This is a genomic window from Streptomyces sp. NPDC001890 (assembly GCF_042891445.1).
Taxonomy (GTDB): Bacteria; Actinomycetota; Actinomycetes; order Streptomycetales; family Streptomycetaceae; genus Streptomyces.
Window position 1 is genome coordinate 188,012 of the sequence record NZ_JBIATE010000008.1, and the last position, 17,446, is coordinate 205,457.

Below are 17,446 nucleotides of genomic sequence, written 5' to 3' on the forward strand. Positions count from 1 at the left end.
GAAACTTCCGCGAGCCGAAAATGGTATTCCATTTTCAGGTCCTGCTCCGTTCGGAAGGATCCCCATGGAAGCTCCCCCGCTCAAGACCACCGCGGACGCGAGCCCGCGGCATCGTCAGTTGGAGGACACGCTCGACCGGATCGGCGTCACCGGAGCACACCGCCAGATCGGCGCGATGGTGCTGCTCGGCGTCTTCTTCGACGCGCTGGAACAGAACGCGGTCGGCCTGGTGGGCCCCGTACTGCAGGAGTCGTGGGGCACCACGGCCGCAGAGCTCGGATTCCTGAACACCATCACCTTCACCGCGGCAGCGCTCGGCAGGCTCACCACCGGCATCATCGGCGACAAGATGGGCCGCCGGACCATGCTGACGGTCAATCTGCTGCTCTTCTCGCTCGGCGCGCTGATCTGCGCCTTCGCTCCCGTGTACGCGGTCGTGGCGCTCGGCCGGTTCATCGTCGGCTTCGGCCTCGGCGGCGAGATCGCCATCGCGGTCACGATGATGTCCGAGTTCTTCGCGGCCCGGCACCGAGGCACCGCCGTCGGCATCATCAACGTGACGGCCGGCGGTCTCGGCAACATGCTCGCCCCCGGCTTCGGCGTCCTGGTCTTCACCTTCTTCTCCGGGCCCGACCGCTGGCGCTGGCTGTTCGGCATGCTCGCCCTGCCCGCCCTGCTGGTGCTGTTCTACCGCCGGTTCGTCCCCGAGACACCGCGCTACCTGCTCTCCCGCGGCAAGGTCGACGAGGCCAACCTCGTCCTCAACAAGCTCGCCTCCGGCCGGCTCCGCGGCCCTCAGAAGAACCCGAAGCAGTTCATCACGGCGGTCGAGACCGGCGAGAAGGTCGTGGCCGAGCGCAACCGCCTGCGCGACGTCTTCGGAGGAACCCTCCGTCGCCGCACCCTCTCCCTCGGCGTCGCCGTCTGCATGTCGTACGGCGCGCAGATATCCATCCTGTCGCTGATGCCCACCATCCTCGTGGCCCAGGGGCACAGCATCACCAAGTCGTTGCTCTTCACCCTGGTCATGCAGGCCGGCTCGCTGATCGGCGCGCTGATCGCCTCCACCGCGGCGCGCTACGTCCCGCGCAAGCTCGTCCTCACGGTGGCCGCCGGACTCGGCTGCGCGGCGGCCTTCTGCTTCGGCTTCCTGGCCAACGGCGTCGCCCTGATCCTCGTCCTCGGAGCGGCCGTCAACTGCTGCATCATCACCCTGAACACCACGATCTGGATCTTCGCGCCCGAACAGTTCCCCACCAGGGTGCGGGCGTTCGGCACCTCGATCATCCTGGCCCTCGGTTCCCTGGCGGGCGGACTGACGCCGATGCTCGCGGGTGCCGCCTTCGACTCGTACGGCATGGCAGGGATGTTCACCCTGATCGGCGTACTCTTCGTGGGCCTTGCCGTGTCCGTCCAGTTCCCGCCGGAGACCTTCGGCCGGTCCATGGAGGAGACGGCGCAGGAGTCCGCGACGGAACGGGCGCAGGAGTCCGTGACAGAACCGGCGGGGCAGCCCGCGGACGATACGACGGGGGGCACCCGGTGACCTTCGTGGCCCTGATCAATCCCAACACCTCCGTGGCCACCACCGAGATGATGACCGCCATCGCCGGCCGGACCCTGCGCCCCGACGACGGCTACCGGGTCCGCGGAGTCACCGTGGCCGAAGGCCCCCCGATGCTGGTGGACGAGGACGTACTGCGGGCTGCCGGACCGCAGGTCCTGGCCGCGGCGCGGTCCACCCTCGCCGGGCCGGACGGCGAGCGCGTCGAGGCCCTGGTGGTCAGCGCGTTCGGTGATCCCGGCGTCGACGAACTGCGTGCGTGGACCGATGTCCCCGTCGTGGGCATCGCCGAGGCCGCGATGGCGGAGGCCGCGGCGGGCGGTCGCCGGTTCGGCATCGCCACGACCACGCCGGGCCTGGCCGCCGCCATCGCCGCGCGGGTCGACCGCCTGGGCCGGTCCTCCCAGTACACCGGCATCCGTCTCACGCCGGGCGACCCCCTGGAGCTGGCCGCCACCCCCGAGGCGATGCGGGAACGGCTGGCCGAAGCGGTCGGTGCCTGCATCGCCGAGGACGGGGCCGAGGCCGTGATCATCGGCGGAGGTCCGCTGGGGGAGGCGGCCGAAGCCCTGCAGGGGCGCTTCCCGGTGCCGGTCATCGGGCCGATCCCGGCCGCTTGCCGGGAGGTACGGCGGGTGCTCGAACGGCGGTGAGCCGGGGCGTTCCCGGCGGCGAGTGCGCCGAAGGGCGTACGAGACCGTGACGGCCGGGGCCCGCCCCCGCCCGTCACGGACCGCCCGCCCCGGGAACGCCCGGGGCCCGTCCGGCGGATCGAGGCCGGACCGGCCCCGCCCCGACGGGCTACCGACCCTGGCTCTGGCCTTGGCTCCGGGGCTGACTCTGGCTCTGGCTCTGACTCTGACTCTGTGCCCGGCCGTCGCCCTGATCGGCGCCCAGGCCGCGGGCCGGTCCCTGGCAGCCCTGGGCCGCCGCGATGCCGAGCGCCACCAGCAGCGTCACCACGACGAAGACGACGAGCCGCTGCCGCAGCAGCCGCGGATTGGCGGGACGCAGCCCCGACGAAGTCGGACGGGCCCCGGGCCGCGTTCCCGGCCGGCCGTTCGCCCCGTTCGTACCCTGCGGACGCCGCCCGGACCGGGTGGTGTTGCGCGGCGGCTGATGCTGCTGGGGGCGCGAACCGCCGGTCCGGGGCGAGCCGGCCCGCGACGACGAGGACGGTCTGCTGCCCTGGGGTTGCTTCTGCTTCTGCTTCTGCTGACGGGGCGCGGGCGGAGCCGCACGCCGCGTCTGCTGCTCGGTGTACGGGCCGTCGAGACGGCCGGTCGGCCGGTCCAGTTCCTGTGCCGAACGCTGCACGGGCGGCCGGCTCTCGTGCAGCCCCTGCGCCTCCCGCGCCGCGATCTCCTTGAGCCGCATGGAGAGTTGGAGCGTGCTCGGCCGTTCCTCGGGGTCCTTCGCCAGGCAGGCGCTCACCAGCGGCGCGAGTGCGTCGTGCACATCGTGCAGCTGAGCCTCCTCGTGCACCACGCGATACAGCATCACCTCGGAACTGCCGTGCCCGAAGGGCGAGTCGGCCATGGCCGCGTACGCCAGCGTGGCACCGAGCGAGAACACATCGGTCGCGGGCGTCACGGCCGCGCCGCGCACCTGCTCGGGCGCGAGGAACCCCGGCGAGCCCACCGCCGTACCGACATGGGTGAGGGTGGAGGCCCCGGTCGCCCAGGCGATCCCGAAGTCGATGATCCGGGGACCCTTGGGGGAGAGGAGGATGTTCGACGGCTTCAGGTCGCGGTGGACGACCCCGGCCTCGTGCACCGCGACGAGGCCCTCGGAGAGCGCGGCCCCGATCGAGGCCACCTCGGCCGCCGACAGCGGGCCCTCCTCGGCCACCTTGTCGTGCAGCGAGGGCCCCGGAACGTACTGCGTGGCGAACCACGGACGGTCCGCCTCCAGGTCGGCGGCCACCAGGCGCGCCGTGCAGCCGCCGCGGATCCGCCGTGCGGCGGACACCTCGCGCGCGAAGCGGGAGCGGAACTCCTGGTCCTCCGCCAGATCCGGGCGGATCACCTTCAGCGCCACCCGCTGGCCCCGCCGGTCCGAACCCAGGTAGACGACACCCATGCCGCCCGCCCCGAGCCGCCGGTGCAGTCTGAACGAGCCGACGACACGCGGGTCCTCGCGCCGGAGCCGCATCATCGCCATGTCTGCCCATCCCCGCTGCCTGGTCCGCCTGACGAGGCACAGCTTACGTACCCGGCGCCCGGGGCGCTCAGAGGCCGCGCCCTCACCGGTCGATCGATTGTCGTTGCGCGGCACGCCCCCTGACGGGGCATGGGTCCGGGGCGCGTCCCGTACCGGACGGACCCGGACCCCAAGACGACTGAGGGCAAGGGCGGTTGGAGCCGCGCCGGCCACCCGCGGTACGGCGCCGGCCCCGGCCCGGACGGGTGCCCGCGGCCCTCTTCGACGCGGGCGGACCGGCCGCCGGGGGCCGGGGGCGGGCCGCGGGTGAGTGAAGTCACGGCGGCCCTCGCCAGGCGCACCGGCGGCCCCCCGTCCAACGACTACGGCGCCGAGCGAAGTTCGCCGCCCGCGCGGGCACCCCTCCGGGATGTCCCCGGGGCCGGGCACCCGGTCTCCACCCAGGGGAGTACAACGACGGCCCGGGGCTCATCCTCCGGGAGGCCCGGCAATCGGTACGCGGGCATGACGACCGCAGCGCCGCACGTCCCTAATGTTGAGGTCAAGCGGCGGGCGCAACACTCGTCCCCCGAGGTCACACGCCCGCCGCCCCACATCGAGTCAGGAGAGGAACCATGGCGGACACGGCAACGCGGACCATGATCCGCGCAGGACGCAGGGCCCAAGCCTCGTTCGGCAGCCGCCCGTCCTCCGGCACGCGCCACCCACTCGTGGCGACGGCGATGGTTCTCCCCCTGGCGGCCCTGCTCGTGGTCGTCTTCGGCGGCTGGGACGCAGTGGTCACACAGGCGTCGTCCGTGGGCGTGATGCTGGGGCGCTGAGCGGCGCCCCGGGTCCGGAAGAGCGGTCCGGACCGGGACATCCGGCCAACAACCCCGTGGGGACGGGGGTGCGGCGGACGGCAGCGTTTGTCCGGTCAGCTGGGGAGCTGACCGGACATCGCGCTTTCCGGGGGCGTTCGCGGTGCGGCGGCGACCGCCGCCCGCGGCTCCTCCCGGCGCGCGTACGCTCATCGGCGGACCCGGTGCGGACCGGGCCCGCACCCGCTACCAGTCCGCCACCGGGGGAGACCGTGACCACCGCAGTCGTACGCGCGCTGGGCGATCTCGCCCACCGGGCCGCCCACGAACACCCCGGGGACCCCTGCGCCTGCCCGCCCCCGGCGGTGCTCGCGGACCGTGCGGACGGCACGGTGGTCCGCAGCGGGGCGGTCGTGGCCAAGGCCCACGCCGCCGGCACGGACCCCGCCGACCTGCTCACCCGCCTCGCCCTCGCGAACGACCCGCGCCTCACCGGCATCCTGCTCGCCCCGCTGATCCCCCGCCCCTGTGCACCGTCCGCCACTCTCCATGGCCGCCCCGTCACGCTCTGGCCCCACGGCCGGCCCGTCGACCCCGTCGACCACGACGCCGCCCCCTGGGAGGACGCCGCCGTTCTGCTGGCCGGGCTGCACCGGACCCCGGCCCCGCCCGCGCCGGCGCTCCCGCCGATGCGTGGCCCCGCGAAGGCCGCGCTCGCCGTCGCCCGGATGCGCGCCGCCCGGCCCGGCGACCCGGCCACCGCCCCCGTGCTCGAAGCCTGGCACCGCCTGCCGGCCTGGGCCCGCGACGAGGCCGCCGCACCCCCGCACCGCTCGCGCCACCTCTGCCACGGCGATCTGCACCTCGGACAGCTCGTCCGCCACCCGGCCCCGCACGGCCCCTGGCTGCTCATCGACGTCGACGACGCGGGTCTCGGCGATCCGGCCTGGGACCTCGCCCGCCCCGCCGCCTGGTACGCGGCCGGGATCCTGCCCCCCGAGGTCTGGTTCCGCTTCCTGGACGCCTACCGGGCGGCGGGCGGCCCCGCCGTCCGCGCCGAGGGCGACCCCTGGCCGGACCTGGATGTCCCGGCCCGCGCCCTGACCGTTCAGACCGCCGCGCTGGCCTTCGCCAAGTCCGCGGTGGAAGACCGAACTCCGGATGAGGTGGAACAGGCAATGATCGAAACCTGTGCCCGGATTGCATCTCTCCCGCCCGAGTTGGGCGCCGAACACTCGTCGTAGGCTGAACCGACCGTCGGCGGGCAGGAATTCCGGCGACGGCGACCCGAAGGCGAGGAGTGAGCCGAACCATGCAGTGTCCCAAGTGCCACGCACAGATGCACACGTACAACCGCAACGGCATACAGATCGAGCAGTGCAGCGGCTGCCGGGGAATCTTCCTCGACTACGGCGAGCTGGAGTCCCTCACCCGCATCGAGGCGCAGTGGACGCAGCAGGCCCCGCCCGCACCGCCGGCCCCGCAGGCGTACCCGTCCGCCCCGGCGCCTGCCTGGGGTGCCCCGCAGCACCACGGCGGTCACTACCGGCACAAGAGCTTCGGCCGCATGCTCTTCTCGTCCTGAATTCCCGTCCTGAACGGGACACCACCGCTGACTGCCTGACCGCGGGCCCGGACGCGTTCCGTCCGGGCCCGCAGTGCGTCCGCACCCACATGCGCACAGCGGAAGCGAAGAAGCCCCGGTCGTCGAGACGACCGGGGCTTCTGCTGGTGCGCGATACTGGGATTGAACCAGTGACCTCTTCCGTGTCAGGGAAGCGCTCTCCCGCTGAGCTAATCGCGCAGGGTGAACCTGCGTGTACTGCGTGCGCGATACTGGGATTGAACCAGTGACCTCTTCCGTGTCAGGGAAGCGCTCTCCCGCTGAGCTAATCGCGCGGGGATCCTTGTGGATCAGTGGACGATACTGGGATTGAACCAGTGACCTCTTCCGTGTCAGGGAAGCGCTCTCCCGCTGAGCTAATCGTCCTTGGAGGTGGAGACGGGATTTGAACCCGTGTAGACGGCTTTGCAGGCCGTTGCCTCGCCTCTCGGCCACTCCACCACGAGTGGGGGTTCGGGAAGATCCCCCACCTTGTGCGAGCGGACGACCAGGTTCGAACTGGCGACCTCAACCTTGGCAAGGTTGCGCTCTACCAACTGAGCTACGTCCGCTTGTCTTTCCCGGTCCGCTTGCGCGTCCCGGCGACGTGTTGAACTCTAGCGGATTCCCGGGCCAGTACAAAAACGCGTTTGTGCAGCGTGCTGAGGTGCGCTCGCCCCGGGGCAGCTCGTCGCGTGCCGTCCTAGACTCGACGACGTGCACGACCTCGCTCCGATAGCCCGCTTCGGCGGCCTCCTCGCGTCCGATCTGCAGGACGTGACCAGTGATCCCGCAGCCCTCGAATCGTCCGGCTTCTGGGCCGTGGCCGCCGATTTCGAGGGCCGTCTCGTCTGCGCCCGCTTCGGCTCCGTACGTACCCGCGCGGTGCCCGCCCCTGTGCCGGGAGCCTGGCGCGGGCCCGCGGCCGGTGGCTGGACCTCGTCCCTGGACCGCGCCGCGTACGTCGCGGGCGTACGGCGGATCCGCGCGTACATCGCGGCGGGCGAGGTGTACCAGGCCAACCTCTGCCGGGTACTGACCGCGCCCCTGCCCGATCCGGCCGCCGCGGACGTGGACGCGCTGACATCGCTGCTGGCCCGCGGCAATCCCGCTCCGTACGCGGGAACGATCCGGCTGCCCGCGCACGGCGTGGAGATCGCCACCGCGTCCCCCGAGCTCTTCCTGAAGCGGGACGGCCGGACCGTGGAGTCGGGGCCGATCAAGGGCACCGGGCGGACCGAGGACGATCTGCTGGAGAAGGACCACGCCGAGAACGTGATGATCGTCGACCTGGTCCGCAACGACCTGGGCCGGGTCTGCGCCACCGGATCGGTCACCGTTCCCGACCTCTGCGTGGTCGAGAAGCACCCCGGCCTGGTCCACCTCGTCTCGACCGTGCGCGGGGAGCTCGCCGAGGGCGCCGGCTGGCCCGAGCTCCTCGGCGCCGCGTTCCCGCCCGGCTCCGTCACCGGTGCACCCAAGTCCAGCGCCCTGCGGATCATCGAGGAGCTGGAGACCGCACCGCGCGGGCCCTACTGCGGAGGCATCGGCTGGGTCGACGCCGACCGCCGCACCGCCTCGCTGGCCGTCGGCATACGCACCTTCTGGATCGACCGGACCGGTCCCGCCCCGGTCCTCCGCTTCGGTACCGGGGCCGGCATCACCTGGGGCTCCGACCCGGAACGCGAGTGGGACGAGACCGAGCTCAAGGCGTCCCGGCTGCTCGCTGTAGCGTCGGGCGACCACGACACAACCGGAAGGACCGCGTGATGAGGATTTGGGTCAACGGCGAACTGCGCGACGCCGAGGACGCCAGGGTGTCCGTGCTCGACCACGGGCTCACCGTGGGGGACGGCATATTCGAGACGGTCAGGACCGTCGACGGCAGGCCCTTCGCCCTCACCCGCCACCTCGACCGGCTGACCCGCTCGGCCCGCGGCCTCGGACTCCCCGACCCCGACCTCGACGAGGTCCGCCGGGCCTGTGCCGAAGTCGTCGACGCCAACCCGATGGCCCTCGGCAGGCTCCGCATCACCTACACCGGCGGGCTCTCCCCGCTCGGCTCCGACCGCGGCGACGCCGGCCCCGGCCTCGTCGTCGCCCTCGGCGAGGCGGCCCGACGCCCCGACACCACCGCAGTGATCACCGTCCCCTGGACCCGCAACGAGCGCGGTGCGCTCACCGGCCTCAAGACCACGTCGTACGCCGAGAACGTCGTCGCCCTCGCACGCGCCCACGAGCACGGCGCCACTGAGGCGCTCTTCGCCAACACCGCCGGCCGGCTCTGCGAAGGCACCGGGTCCAATGTCTTCGTCGTCCTCGACGGGCAGCTGCACACCCCGCCGGTCGCCTCCGGCTGCCTGGCCGGGATCACCCGCGCGCTGGCCGTGGAGTGGACGGGCGCGCAGGAGACCGATCTGCCGTTCGACATCCTGGAGCGGGCCGAGGAGATCTTCCTCACCTCCACCCTGCGCGACGTGCAGGCCGTGCACCGGGTGGACGGCCGGGAACTGCCCGGCGGCCCCGGACCGGTGACCACCAAGGCCATGCGGATCTTCGACGAGCGGGCCGGGAACGACCTCGACCCGTAGCACCGGGCCACGTCCGAACGGGAAATCGGGTGACGGGCCGGGCCGAAGCGGATAGAACAGCTGCGATGACCACCACCCTCCGGCCGACCGGGCCGATCCAGCAAGGCGCCGATGGTGCGCAGTTCCGCGCGTATGACGTGTGCGACAACGGGCGGCCCGTCGGCGCCGTCGAGATCGGCACCGATCCGGGATTCGGTGCGAAGGCGGGCGTGCTGCGCTCGCTGCGCATCGACGAATCCCGCCGCAGGCGAGGCCGCGGCACCATCGCCGCGCTGGCCGCCGAAGAGGTGCTGCGCGGCTGGGGCTGCACCCGGATGGAGCTGTCGGTCCCGGCTGACGTCCCGGCGGGGCAGGGGCTGGCGACCGCGCTGGGCTACACCGAGCGCAGCAGGAACATGGTCAAGGAAGTGGCGCCGGTCCCGCCCGCCCTGCCCGGCGCCGTCACCGCCCGGCCGATGACGGACGAGGAATTCGCGCAGTGGGAGCGCCACGCGATCAGCGACTACGCGCAGACCTGGATCGAACGCGGCGTCCCCGCGGACCAGGCCATGCGCAAGGCCGAGACCGGCCACGCCCAGAACCTGCCGCACGGCCTCGCCACCGAAGGAACGCATCTGCACGTCCTCACGCACGAGGGCGAGGTCGTGGGCCACGTCTGGGTGGCGCGGCACGAGATGCATCCGGGGATGCTGGTGGGCTACGTGTTCGACGTGGAGGTACGCGCGGAGTTCCGGGGGCGGGGGTACGGCCGGGCGCTGATGCTCCAGGCGGAACGCATCGCGCTCGACGCGGGCGACGACCGGCTGGGCCTGCACGTGCTCACGTCCAACACGCCCGCCCTGCGGCTGTACGAGTCGCTCGGATACCGGACGACTCAGTACAACCTGGTCAAGAACCTCTGAGGGCGGGCCCGCTCAGGCCGCTCAGCCCGCTCAGCCCCGCTCGGCGAGCAGCCGGTCGGCGATCTCCTCGATCCGTTCGCGCAGCCCGTCCTGGCTCTTGCCACCGTCCAGCCGCTCGTCGCCGATCACGTACGTCGGGGTGCCGGTGACCCCGATCGCCTTGCCCTCGGCCTGGTCCGCGTCGACGATCAGCATGTGGCGCCCGTCGATCAGAGCGGTGTCCATCTCCTCGGCGTCCAGGCCGAGTTCCCGTGCCACCTCGACGAGCAGCGGCTCGCCGGTGCGGGCGAGATCGGCGGTACGGGCGAGCACCGCCTCGACGTAGGGCCAGTCCTTGCCCTGCGCCGCCGCCTCCTCGGCGGCCTGCGCGGCGGCGTGGGCGTGCTTGTGCTTCTCCAGCGGGAAGTGCCGCAGCCGTACCTCCAGCCGGTCGCCGTACTTGGCCCGCAGGGCGTGCACATCGGTGAGGGCCTGGTGACAGTCGGGGCACTGGAGCTCGCACCAGACGTCGAGGACGACGGGGGCCGCAGGGGTGGAATCGCTCATGCGGCCAGTCTCCCAGGGCTCGCGCGAGCCTCCCAATCGGCACCCGGTCCCGCCGGGGCTCCGCAGGCCCGGCAGGCCGCCGATCGGCACCTGGGGAGGATCCGGGCCCTGAAATGTCCCTGATGCGGTCCCGGATCGTGGCCGCCGGGCCGGTCACCGGTGCAGGATGGAAGGGACGTTTCCCCGTGCGCCTGGAGGCACCGATGCTTGCCGAGACCATTTGCTCCGCGGTGTCCGCCGCGGGCCTGGGCATCGCCGCCGTCACCGCCTGGCGAAGGCGTTTCCTCGCCGCGACCCGGATCGCCGCCTACTCCCTGGTCCCGATCGCCCTGGTCCTGACCGGGATCGTGGACTGGGTCGCCGGGATCGCCTTCAAGCCGAGCGTCTGGCTCGGTTTCGGGCTGCTCGCGGTGGCCTGGCTGCTGTTCATGACGACCCGGGCGATCGAGCGCCGCGGCGGCGGCACCCGCAAGGAGCGCCGGGCCGCCGCGCGGGCGGCGCAGGGCGAAGCCGTCGCCCCCGCCGCCTCGGCCCCGTCCCTGGGGGCGGGGGGCCAGGGGAGTCGGGCGCAGCCGAAGACGAAGCCCCGGCAGCAGTCCGCCTCGCCGGGCGACGACTTCAGTGACATCGAGGCCATTCTGAAGAAGCACGGCATCTGACATCCGGCCCCGGCCCCTGCCCCCGGCCCGGAGGGCCGTCCCCGGGCGCCGTCCGTACGATGGGGACACGCCGCGGTCCGGCGCGGCCGAAGGCATCAGTGGGGCAGGACAAGTGGCGCGTGTGGCAGGGATCAAGGATGTGGCCCGGCAGGCCGGCGTCTCCGTGGGCACCGTGTCCAACGTGATCAACCGGCCCGAGGCCGTGCTGCCGCAGACCCGTGCCCGGGTGCTCGCCGCCATCGAGGAACTCGGTTACGTACGCAGCGAGTCGGCGCGCCAGCTCCGGGCGGGCCGCAGCCGGATCATGGCCCTGCTCGTCCTCGACATGGGCAACCCGTTCTTCGTGGACGTGGCCCGCGGCGCCGAGCGCGCCGCCCGGGAGGCCGGTCTCGGCGTCATGGTCTGCAACAGCGACCAGAGCCCGGCGGAGGAGGCCGAGTACCTCGGGCTCTTCGCCGAACAGCGGGTCTGCGGCGTTCTGATCACCCCGGCCGACGCGACCGGCCGGAACCTGGAGGCGTTCGGGCGGCACGGGATTCCCCATGTGCTGGTGGACCGGGTGGCGTCCTCCACGGGCACCTGCGCGGTCTGCGTGGACGACGTCCGGGGCGGCGCCCTCGCCGTCGGCCATCTGGTCTCCGCCGGTCACCGCTCGGTGGCCTACGTCAGCGGTCCGGGCGACCTCCACCAGATCCGGGACCGGCGCGAGGGCGCCCTCGCGGCCCTCGCGGATGCCGGGCTGCCGCCCGAGGCGCTCGTCGAGATCCCTTCCGGCCGGCTGGACGTGGCGGCGGGCCGCGACGCCGGGGCCCGGCTGCTCGGCCTGGTGCCCCGGCCGACCGCGGTGTTCTGCGCCAACGACCTGCTCGCCCTGGGGGTGCTCCAGGCGCTGTACGCGGCGGGCGTCAGGGTGCCGCAGGACATGGCCCTGGTCGGCTACGACGACATCGAGTTCGCCGCCGCCGCTGCCGTACCGCTCACCTCGGTCCGCCAGCCCGCGGTCGTGATGGGCCGGATGGCCGCGGAGCTCCTGCTGGAGGAGTCGGACGACGAGGACGGCACCCACGAACACCGCAGTGTGGTGCTCCAGCCGGAGCTCGTGGTGCGGGCCTCCAGCTCGACGCCGGGCTGAGACCGCGGTGCGAGTGCCGCTGCGTCATGTGCGGCCGTATCGCGAATGCGCCGTGCACGAGGCGGTGTTGGCCGGGCGGGCCGACCGCCGTTCGGTGTCCCGGGTTTCAGTCAGGGGGAGTTGGGGAACGCGGTGCTCAGGGGTGCGCACCGAATGTGTGGCGGGAGATCGGACGCCGGAGCGAATCCCGGCCGCTTCGAGGGTGGGTGAACTCCCGGTACGAAGAAGCGTGTTGATCGCCAACGGGGGTCGGTCTGAGTCATGATCGTCCTGCGATGGTCGACACCTCCCGGGGCGATGCCCCCGCAAGCCCTGCCGAAGAGCCGCGCGGCTGCCTCTTCGCGCTTTCCCAGCCGCCTCTGATGATCTTCCTCGCGGTGGTCGGCAGCCTGTTGCTGATGGCCGCGGTGCACGATCTCTTCATGCTGTGAACGGTCAGCCGGCCGCTTCCTTGCGGCGTGCCCGGTACGCGGCCACATGCAGACGATTGCCGCAGGTGCGGCTGGAGCAGTAGCGCCGGGAGCGGTTGCGGGACAGGTCGACGAAGGCGTGCCGGCAGTCCGGCGCCTCGCACCGCCGCAGCCGTTCCAGCTCGCCCGCCACCACGATGAAGGCCAGTGCCATGCCGCAGTCGGCCGCGAGGTGGTCGGCGATCGACGCGTCCGGGGCGAAGTAGTGCACATGCCAGTCGTAGCCGTCGTGGTTGCTGAGCTGCGGCGTGGTGCCGGCGGCGGCGACGAGCGCGTTGACGAGCGAGGCGGCGGTTTGCGCGTCGTCCGTCGCGAAGATCTCGGCGAAGCGCGCCCGCACCTCCCGTACGGCCCGCAGGTCCTTCTCGTGGAGCTCGCCCACGCCGCTGATGCGATGGCGCCGCGCGAAGTCGTAGAGCGCCACGATGTCGGCGAGGCCGTCGCCCGGCTCGTCCTCCGGCTGCCCGCTCGCCGGCGGTTCGCTCTCCGGTGCGGTGTTCATCAGTTCGATCACCGTGTCGAGGGCGATCCGGGTGTCGTGGGGGATCAGCACGCTTCCGCTCCCTGCCTCCGGCGGACGGGTGTCCGCCGATGCGGGCTGACTCTACTGGCTCGGCCGTGGCGCACAGCGGCCCGAGAGGGCCCGTGGGCGGTCCGGAGAGCGGATACCGGCCATGGGTGGGTATCCATGGCCGGTCGGCGTCCGTCCGGGGCGTGAGGCGGGCGCCACGAGTCCTCGGGCACGCACCGGCGCCGTCACCACGGTGGATTCCGTGATCACGGCGCCGGTGTCATCCGTATGAGGTTTTCCGCGCGGCGCCGTCTCCCCGAGTCGGACGGCGCCGTGCAGCTCTCGGCCTGGCTCAGCTCTCGGCCAGGATGTGTGAGAGCTCCGTATCGAGGTCGAAGTGACGATGCTCGGTGCCTGGCGGAACCGCGGCGTCGGTCCGCTTCAGGAACGACTCCAGGGCTCTCGCCGGGGCTTCGAGCAGGGCTTCGCCCTCTGGGGAGCTCAGCGCGATGCAGACGACGCCCTGGCCGTGACTACGGGATGGCCAGACGCGGACGTCTCCGGTGCCGGTGGGCCGGTGCAGCCCTTCGGCAAGGAGGTCGCGGGCGAATACCCATTCGACCGTCTCCTCCGCTCCGGTATGGAAGGTGGCGTGCACGGCATACGGATCGGCCGTGTCATACCGCAGGCCCGCTGGTACAGGCAGTGAGGACTCGCTCGACACAACGAGGCGCAGGTGCAGCTCGCAGCTGACCGTGGTGTTCATAAGCGCCAGGGCCTTTCGCTCAGTGTGCGCTCGGGGATTCGCACGTCGGCGAAATCGACATGCCACCTACGGTGGCGTTGTAAACCCCTCTGACCTTTTTGTGTTCCTTCAGGTAGCTCGTACGGCGGTGTGTAACTTTCGGTTATGCGGCCATTCCGGTGACGAAGGCCGTTCCGGTAGGTTGGCTGTCATGAATGCGGAGCGTGACGTGCGGAACGGGGACGCCGCGTCGGCGACACCGGTGTCCGGCGCGGGGGACAGGGCGGACGGCGTGACGGGTGAGGTCACCGAGGGTGTGACCAAGGAGAAGGAGCTCGGCTCCCGGGCGCCCGGGTTCATCAAGGCGTCCAGGACGCTGCACCTGAGCTGGCAGGTCGGCGTCTTCGTCGTCGGCTTCGCCGTGGTCGTGGCGGGCATCGTCATGCTGCCCCTGCCCGGCCCCGGCTGGCTGGTGATCTTCGGTGGCATGGCGATCTGGGCGACCGAATTCGTCTGGGCGCAGCTGGTGCTCCGCTGGACCAGGCGGAAGGTGACCGAGGCCGCCCAGCGGGCGCTGGACCCCAAGGTCCGGCGGCGCAACATCATCCTCACGTCGATCGGCCTGGTGATCATCGCGGTGCTGGTGGGGATCTACGTCTGGAAGTTCGGCATCACCATGCCGTGGAAGATCAACGAGTGACCCGGGGGTGGTCATGGGGTGCCGCTGACATGGGGTAATGTTTGGCCTGCGCCCGGGCGATTAGCTCAGTGGGAGAGCGCTTCGTTCACACCGAAGAGGTCACTGGTTCGAACCCAGTATCGCCCACCCCGGACAGAGGGCCCGTGAGACCGCAGAGTCTCGCGGGCCCTCTGCGTTTTCCGTTCCCGGCCGGCCCGCCGGGTCCTCGCCGATGCCCGCGGAACGATTCACAAGCGCTTTCGTGAACGATTCAATCCATGCGGTGGCGGACGCTCCGGGTCCGCAAATCGAGGAGTGGTATCCGGATATCGCGGCCGGCCCGCTCGGGCGGTCACGGGAATTCCCGGAAAGAGTTCGGTCCCCGGCAGCCGTGAGCAATGCCCCGGACGATTCGGGAACTCCGCCGGGAATTCCCGCAGCGGCGACGGCGGGGCGCGAACTGCTCGATTTCACGGGCGAGTTCGCGCCGCCGCTCGCCATGCGACGTGCCGTCAGCGCATCCGGCCCACGGTCTCCTTCAGCCGTCGCGCATCGCGCAGCCGCTGCTCGTACGTCGCACCGACCACCAGCAGCAGCAGCCCGGCCAGGGCGGGCGGCAGCCAGCGCGGCAGCGCGCCGACCACCTGGACCACGTACGGCGCCAGTTCGTGCACGGCGTCCAGGGCCAGCACCGCGCCACCGACCAGCAGCAGTGCCTGGAGCCGCAGCCGGGCACCCGCCAGAGTGATCACCAGGGCCGCCGCGCCGAGCAGCAGCGGCCGCAGCCAGTGCGGATCGACCCAGGCCGCGAAGAGGCTCGGCACCAGCGTCGCCGCGAGACCCGCCCCGTACGCCGTCCACGACGACGCCTCCGGGTCGCGACGCCGGCGCAGCAACCCGACCGCCAGGGCGGGCACCGTCACCGGCAGCGTGTACGCCTCCGGGGCCGAAACGTCCGAGGCCGCCAGACGCACCCAGGTCGCCAGCGCGAACAGCGCCACCGCCAGGTACCCGGCCACCGGCCGACGCTCGGCCCGCACGGCCGTGCCCGCCGCCAGCACTCCGCTCAGCGCCAGCACCAGCGCCAGGAACGGCCCGTCCGGCACCGCCATGAGCACCGCCACCCCGGCCGACAGGGCCCCGGTCAGCTCGACCGGAAGAGTCGGCGGACGGTTCCGCAGCCGGGCCCCGAGCAGCACCGTCACCACGGGGACGGCCAGCATCAGCGGTGCCGCCCGGTGTCCGGCGAGTTCCAGGGACGCCCCGGCCGCACGGGCGAGCACCATCGCGCACAGCACGGCCCCGCACGCCGTCACCGCCTGAGCGATCCGCAGCGCCCCTGCCGCACGCGCCGCCGGAGCGTCCGGCAGCGCCCGCTCCGGCGTCGCGGCGCCGTCGAGCAGCACCGCGACGGCCCCGAGCACCAGCAGCAGCGCCGCGAACACCGCGTACGTCGTGGCCTGGGCCGCGAGCGAGAGGAGCCCCGCGCTCACCGCGCCGACCAGGCCGCAGACCAGCGCGGTCGTCCCCACGGCGCCCGTTCCATCGCGCAGAGCCCGTACCGCCACCGCGAACACCGCGGCGACCAGCACCGACTGCACCGACACCGCCGCCGCGTACGAGAGCCCCAGCACCGCGGGCAGCGTGGTGAGCCCCGCCCAGCAGAGCGCCGTCGCCGCGGCCCCCGCCGCGTTCCGCCAGGCCGGACCCGGCGAGACCACCGGCCCGGCCACCCGCACCAGCCGGGCCCAGGACCGGTGCGCCAGCCCGAGCAGACCGGCCACCACCAGCAACACCACCGGGGCCGCGGCCGGCTGGGGCCACGCCAGGTCCTCCGTGCCCAGCGCACCACGGACACCGCCGTCGGGAGCGCCGGTCCACACGCGGGCCAGCTGCGACGCCGCGCCCAGCAGCGAGATGCCGACCGGCGGCACCGCGGCCAGCACCGCGGCCGCGGTCACCGCCGACGAGGCCCACACCAGCCCCTGTCCGACCGGACGGGGCAGCGGTGCGCGCACGGCCGCCAACAGCACCACACCGCAGAGCAGATACACCGGCACCGACCAGTCCCAGTCCACCCCGGCACGCAGCACGCCACCCACCGCGGCCACCCCGGACAGCCCGGCCAGCACACCACCGGCCACTGCGAGCCCCCGGGGCGCACGCCACGCACCGAACAGCGCGAGCGCCGCGCCCGCGAGCAGCAGCGCGGCCGGCGCCACCGCACCCGACGCGGTGCCGGCGGACACCGACTGCCCCAGGGCCACCAGCAGTCCCGACAGGCCCGTCGTCCAGCAGCCGACACAGGCCGTCACCCGGACCGCGACACCCGGCCCCCACAGCGCGATCGCGCAGTCCAGCGCCGCCGTCAGCAGCAGCGCCCAGCCGAACACCGAGGCGCCCGCGCCGGCCGACCAGGCCCACAGCACCAGCGGCAGCTGAGCACTCACCACCGCCAGGGGCAGCGGCAGCCGCAGCCGGCCGAGCAGCAGCCCGTACCCGCCCCACAGCACCGCCAGCACCGCCGAGGCGGCCGCGGCGTAGCCAGCACCGCCGGCCTCCGGCACCGCCACCCGGTGCAGCGCGTAGGCGTCGAGGATCATCAGCACGGACGCCAGCGCACCCAGCGACTCGGCCGTCGCGGACAGCCCCCGACGCAGCAGTACGGCGGGAGCGGCGAGCGCCGCGAGCGTCACCACGGCGAGCACCGCCGAACGGCCGGCGATCCCCATGTGGCCCCAGCTGACCAGGGTGAACGCGATCGCCGCGATCGTCAGCAGCAGACCGCCCAGGGTGAGCAGCACGTTCTGCGCGCTGCGCGGTCCGGCCTGCGGGGCAGGCGGCCCCCACGGAGCCGCGAACGGAGCCGCGGGCCGGGCCGTCGCGGGCGGACCGAACGGAGCGGCGGGCCACGGGGCCGACGGCGCGCCGGGAGGCCCGGCGGGCGGCGTCAGCACGCTCAGCAGCCAGGCGCGGCGAACCAGCAACTGGGACCGGCGGGCGTCCAGCCGGGCCAGTTCGCGATCGAGGAGCGCCAATTCCTCGGCGGGTGGCGGCACATGTTCCATGGACGCGAGTGTG

17 protein-coding genes and 6 tRNA genes are annotated in these 17,446 nt (G+C 72.8%); 13 read left to right on the top strand and 10 right to left on the bottom strand.

Translation table 11 applies throughout. The features are described 5' to 3' along the window. Nucleotides 1-64 precede the first annotated feature (64 nt). Together ACFYY1_RS21845 and ACFYY1_RS21850 are read left to right on the top strand one after the other, a co-directional pair. Entirely contained in the window at nucleotides 65-1,546 is a 1,482-nt protein-coding gene (locus tag ACFYY1_RS21845; protein WP_388587913.1) for an MFS transporter, read from the top strand. Beyond that, complete coding sequence (locus ACFYY1_RS21850) at nucleotides 1,543-2,217, top strand: aspartate/glutamate racemase family protein (protein ID WP_388587915.1); 675 nt, start codon at nucleotides 1,543-1,545, stop codon at nucleotides 2,215-2,217. The genes ACFYY1_RS21845 and ACFYY1_RS21850 overlap by 4 nt, the downstream gene beginning before the upstream one ends. Nucleotides 2,218-2,365: 148 nt before the next feature. Here the strand turns inward: ACFYY1_RS21850 and ACFYY1_RS21855 are convergent, their stop codons facing one another. Next, nucleotides 2,366-3,727 carry a serine/threonine-protein kinase gene (locus ACFYY1_RS21855; RefSeq protein ID WP_388587917.1) on the bottom strand — a complete coding sequence of 454 codons (1,362 nt, stop codon included), beginning with the start codon at nucleotides 3,725-3,727 and terminating at the stop codon, nucleotides 2,366-2,368. 614 nt (nucleotides 3,728-4,341) lie between these two features. Here ACFYY1_RS21855 and ACFYY1_RS21860 point away from each other — a divergent pair. From ACFYY1_RS21860 to ACFYY1_RS21870, 3 genes are all read left to right on the top strand, one after another. Continuing rightward, on the top strand, nucleotides 4,342-4,548 hold the full coding sequence (locus ACFYY1_RS21860; protein WP_388587919.1) for a hypothetical protein: 207 nt from the start codon (nucleotides 4,342-4,344) through the stop codon (nucleotides 4,546-4,548). 251 nt (nucleotides 4,549-4,799) lie between these two features. Beyond that, nucleotides 4,800-5,771 (top strand): aminoglycoside phosphotransferase family protein, encoded by a 972-nt coding sequence (locus tag ACFYY1_RS21865; RefSeq protein ID WP_388587922.1) that lies wholly within the window; start codon nucleotides 4,800-4,802, stop codon nucleotides 5,769-5,771. 68 nt (nucleotides 5,772-5,839) lie between these two features. Beyond that, complete coding sequence (locus ACFYY1_RS21870) at nucleotides 5,840-6,112, top strand: zf-TFIIB domain-containing protein (RefSeq protein ID WP_388587924.1); 273 nt, start codon at nucleotides 5,840-5,842, stop codon at nucleotides 6,110-6,112. Nucleotides 6,113-6,256: 144 nt separating this feature from the next. Here the strand turns inward: ACFYY1_RS21870 and ACFYY1_RS21875 are convergent. From ACFYY1_RS21875 to ACFYY1_RS21895, 5 genes are all read right to left on the bottom strand, one after another. Continuing rightward, nucleotides 6,257-6,331: transfer RNA gene (locus ACFYY1_RS21875), tRNA-Val, on the bottom strand. A gap of 23 nt (nucleotides 6,332-6,354) precedes the next feature. Then, a tRNA-Val gene (locus ACFYY1_RS21880) sits at nucleotides 6,355-6,426 on the bottom strand. Between the two features lie 19 nt (nucleotides 6,427-6,445). Next, nucleotides 6,446-6,517 (bottom strand) — tRNA-Val (locus ACFYY1_RS21885). 1 nt (nucleotide 6,518) lies between these two features. Next, nucleotides 6,519-6,592 (bottom strand) — tRNA-Cys (locus tag ACFYY1_RS21890). A 37-nt stretch (nucleotides 6,593-6,629) separates the two neighbouring features. Next, nucleotides 6,630-6,702 (bottom strand) — tRNA-Gly (locus tag ACFYY1_RS21895). Between the two features lie 145 nt (nucleotides 6,703-6,847). On the opposite strand from ACFYY1_RS21895, the gene ACFYY1_RS21900 reads away from it, so the two are divergent. From ACFYY1_RS21900 to ACFYY1_RS21910, 3 genes are all read left to right on the top strand, one after another. Beyond that, complete coding sequence (locus ACFYY1_RS21900; RefSeq protein WP_388587926.1) at nucleotides 6,848-7,900, top strand: chorismate-binding protein; 1,053 nt, start codon at nucleotides 6,848-6,850, stop codon at nucleotides 7,898-7,900. Next, a complete protein-coding gene (locus ACFYY1_RS21905; protein WP_388587929.1) occupies nucleotides 7,900-8,721 on the top strand; it encodes an aminotransferase class IV in 822 nt (273 codons plus the stop codon). Before ACFYY1_RS21900 ends, ACFYY1_RS21905 begins: the two co-directional genes overlap by 1 nt. A 65-nt stretch (nucleotides 8,722-8,786) precedes the next feature. After that, the gene (locus ACFYY1_RS21910; RefSeq protein ID WP_388587932.1) at nucleotides 8,787-9,623 is read left to right on the top strand and encodes a GNAT family N-acetyltransferase; all 837 of its coding nucleotides are present in this window, start codon (nucleotides 8,787-8,789) and stop codon (nucleotides 9,621-9,623) included. A gap of 30 nt (nucleotides 9,624-9,653) precedes the next feature. Here ACFYY1_RS21910 and ACFYY1_RS21915 read toward each other — a convergent pair whose 3' ends face one another. After that, nucleotides 9,654-10,169 (bottom strand): DsbA family protein, encoded by a 516-nt coding sequence (locus ACFYY1_RS21915; RefSeq protein ID WP_388587934.1) that lies wholly within the window; start codon nucleotides 10,167-10,169, stop codon nucleotides 9,654-9,656. A 203-nt stretch (nucleotides 10,170-10,372) separates the two neighbouring features. Between ACFYY1_RS21915 and ACFYY1_RS21920 the strand changes: the two genes are divergently transcribed. The 3 genes from ACFYY1_RS21920 (at nucleotide 10,373) to ACFYY1_RS21930 (ending at nucleotide 12,391) form a co-directional block, all read left to right on the top strand. Next, nucleotides 10,373-10,828, top strand: a complete 456-nt coding sequence (locus ACFYY1_RS21920) for a hypothetical protein (RefSeq protein WP_388587937.1) — start codon at nucleotides 10,373-10,375, stop codon at nucleotides 10,826-10,828. Nucleotides 10,829-10,940: 112 nt separating this feature from the next. Beyond that, the gene (locus ACFYY1_RS21925) at nucleotides 10,941-11,960 is read left to right on the top strand and encodes a LacI family DNA-binding transcriptional regulator (protein ID WP_388587940.1); all 1,020 of its coding nucleotides are present in this window, start codon (nucleotides 10,941-10,943) and stop codon (nucleotides 11,958-11,960) included. A 275-nt stretch (nucleotides 11,961-12,235) separates the two neighbouring features. After that, a complete protein-coding gene (locus tag ACFYY1_RS21930; protein ID WP_351204130.1) occupies nucleotides 12,236-12,391 on the top strand; it encodes a hypothetical protein in 156 nt (51 codons plus the stop codon). Between the two features lie 4 nt (nucleotides 12,392-12,395). Here the strand turns inward: ACFYY1_RS21930 and ACFYY1_RS21935 are convergent, their stop codons facing one another. Both ACFYY1_RS21935 and ACFYY1_RS21940 read right to left on the bottom strand, forming a co-directional pair. Next, nucleotides 12,396-12,983: a CGNR zinc finger domain-containing protein gene (locus tag ACFYY1_RS21935; protein WP_388587941.1), complete on the bottom strand. Its 588-nt coding sequence runs from the start codon at nucleotides 12,981-12,983 to the stop codon at nucleotides 12,396-12,398. 310 nt (nucleotides 12,984-13,293) lie between these two features. Next, on the bottom strand, nucleotides 13,294-13,707 hold the full coding sequence (locus ACFYY1_RS21940; protein ID WP_003959770.1) for an SsgA family sporulation/cell division regulator: 414 nt from the start codon (nucleotides 13,705-13,707) through the stop codon (nucleotides 13,294-13,296). 190 nt (nucleotides 13,708-13,897) lie between these two features. Between ACFYY1_RS21940 and ACFYY1_RS21945 the strand changes: the two genes are divergently transcribed. Together ACFYY1_RS21945 and ACFYY1_RS21950 are read left to right on the top strand one after the other, a co-directional pair. Then, complete coding sequence (locus ACFYY1_RS21945; protein WP_388587944.1) at nucleotides 13,898-14,386, top strand: TIGR02611 family protein; 489 nt, start codon at nucleotides 13,898-13,900, stop codon at nucleotides 14,384-14,386. Nucleotides 14,387-14,440: 54 nt separating this feature from the next. Next, nucleotides 14,441-14,512, top strand: a tRNA-Val gene (locus ACFYY1_RS21950). Between the two features lie 365 nt (nucleotides 14,513-14,877). Here ACFYY1_RS21950 and ACFYY1_RS21955 read toward each other — a convergent pair. Continuing rightward, the gene (locus tag ACFYY1_RS21955; protein WP_388587946.1) at nucleotides 14,878-17,433 is read right to left on the bottom strand and encodes an SCO7613 C-terminal domain-containing membrane protein; all 2,556 of its coding nucleotides are present in this window, start codon (nucleotides 17,431-17,433) and stop codon (nucleotides 14,878-14,880) included. Between the last annotated feature and the right edge of the window lie 13 nt (nucleotides 17,434-17,446).

Excerpts from the sequence above, each read along its gene's own strand:
- ACFYY1_RS21845 (WP_388587913.1), top strand. The coding sequence starts at position 65 with ATGGAAGCTCCCCCGCTCAAGACCACCGCGGACGCGAGCCCGCGGCAT.
- ACFYY1_RS21855 (WP_388587917.1), bottom strand. The coding sequence starts at position 3,727 with ATGGCGATGATGCGGCTCCGGCGCGAGGACCCGCGTGTCGTCGGCTCG.
- ACFYY1_RS21860 (WP_388587919.1), top strand. The coding sequence starts at position 4,342 with ATGGCGGACACGGCAACGCGGACCATGATCCGCGCAGGACGCAGGGCC.
- ACFYY1_RS21870 (WP_388587924.1), top strand. The coding sequence starts at position 5,840 with ATGCAGTGTCCCAAGTGCCACGCACAGATGCACACGTACAACCGCAAC.
- ACFYY1_RS21905 (WP_388587929.1), top strand. The coding sequence starts at position 7,900 with ATGAGGATTTGGGTCAACGGCGAACTGCGCGACGCCGAGGACGCCAGG.
- ACFYY1_RS21910 (WP_388587932.1), top strand. The coding sequence starts at position 8,787 with ATGACCACCACCCTCCGGCCGACCGGGCCGATCCAGCAAGGCGCCGAT.
- ACFYY1_RS21915 (WP_388587934.1), bottom strand. The coding sequence starts at position 10,169 with ATGAGCGATTCCACCCCTGCGGCCCCCGTCGTCCTCGACGTCTGGTGC.
- ACFYY1_RS21920 (WP_388587937.1), top strand. The coding sequence starts at position 10,373 with ATGCTTGCCGAGACCATTTGCTCCGCGGTGTCCGCCGCGGGCCTGGGC.
- ACFYY1_RS21930 (WP_351204130.1), top strand. The coding sequence starts at position 12,236 with ATGGTCGACACCTCCCGGGGCGATGCCCCCGCAAGCCCTGCCGAAGAG.
- ACFYY1_RS21940 (WP_003959770.1), bottom strand. The coding sequence starts at position 13,707 with ATGAACACCACGGTCAGCTGCGAGCTGCACCTGCGCCTCGTTGTGTCG.
- ACFYY1_RS21945 (WP_388587944.1), top strand. The coding sequence starts at position 13,898 with ATGAATGCGGAGCGTGACGTGCGGAACGGGGACGCCGCGTCGGCGACA.
- ACFYY1_RS21955 (WP_388587946.1), bottom strand. The coding sequence starts at position 17,433 with ATGGAACATGTGCCGCCACCCGCCGAGGAATTGGCGCTCCTCGATCGC.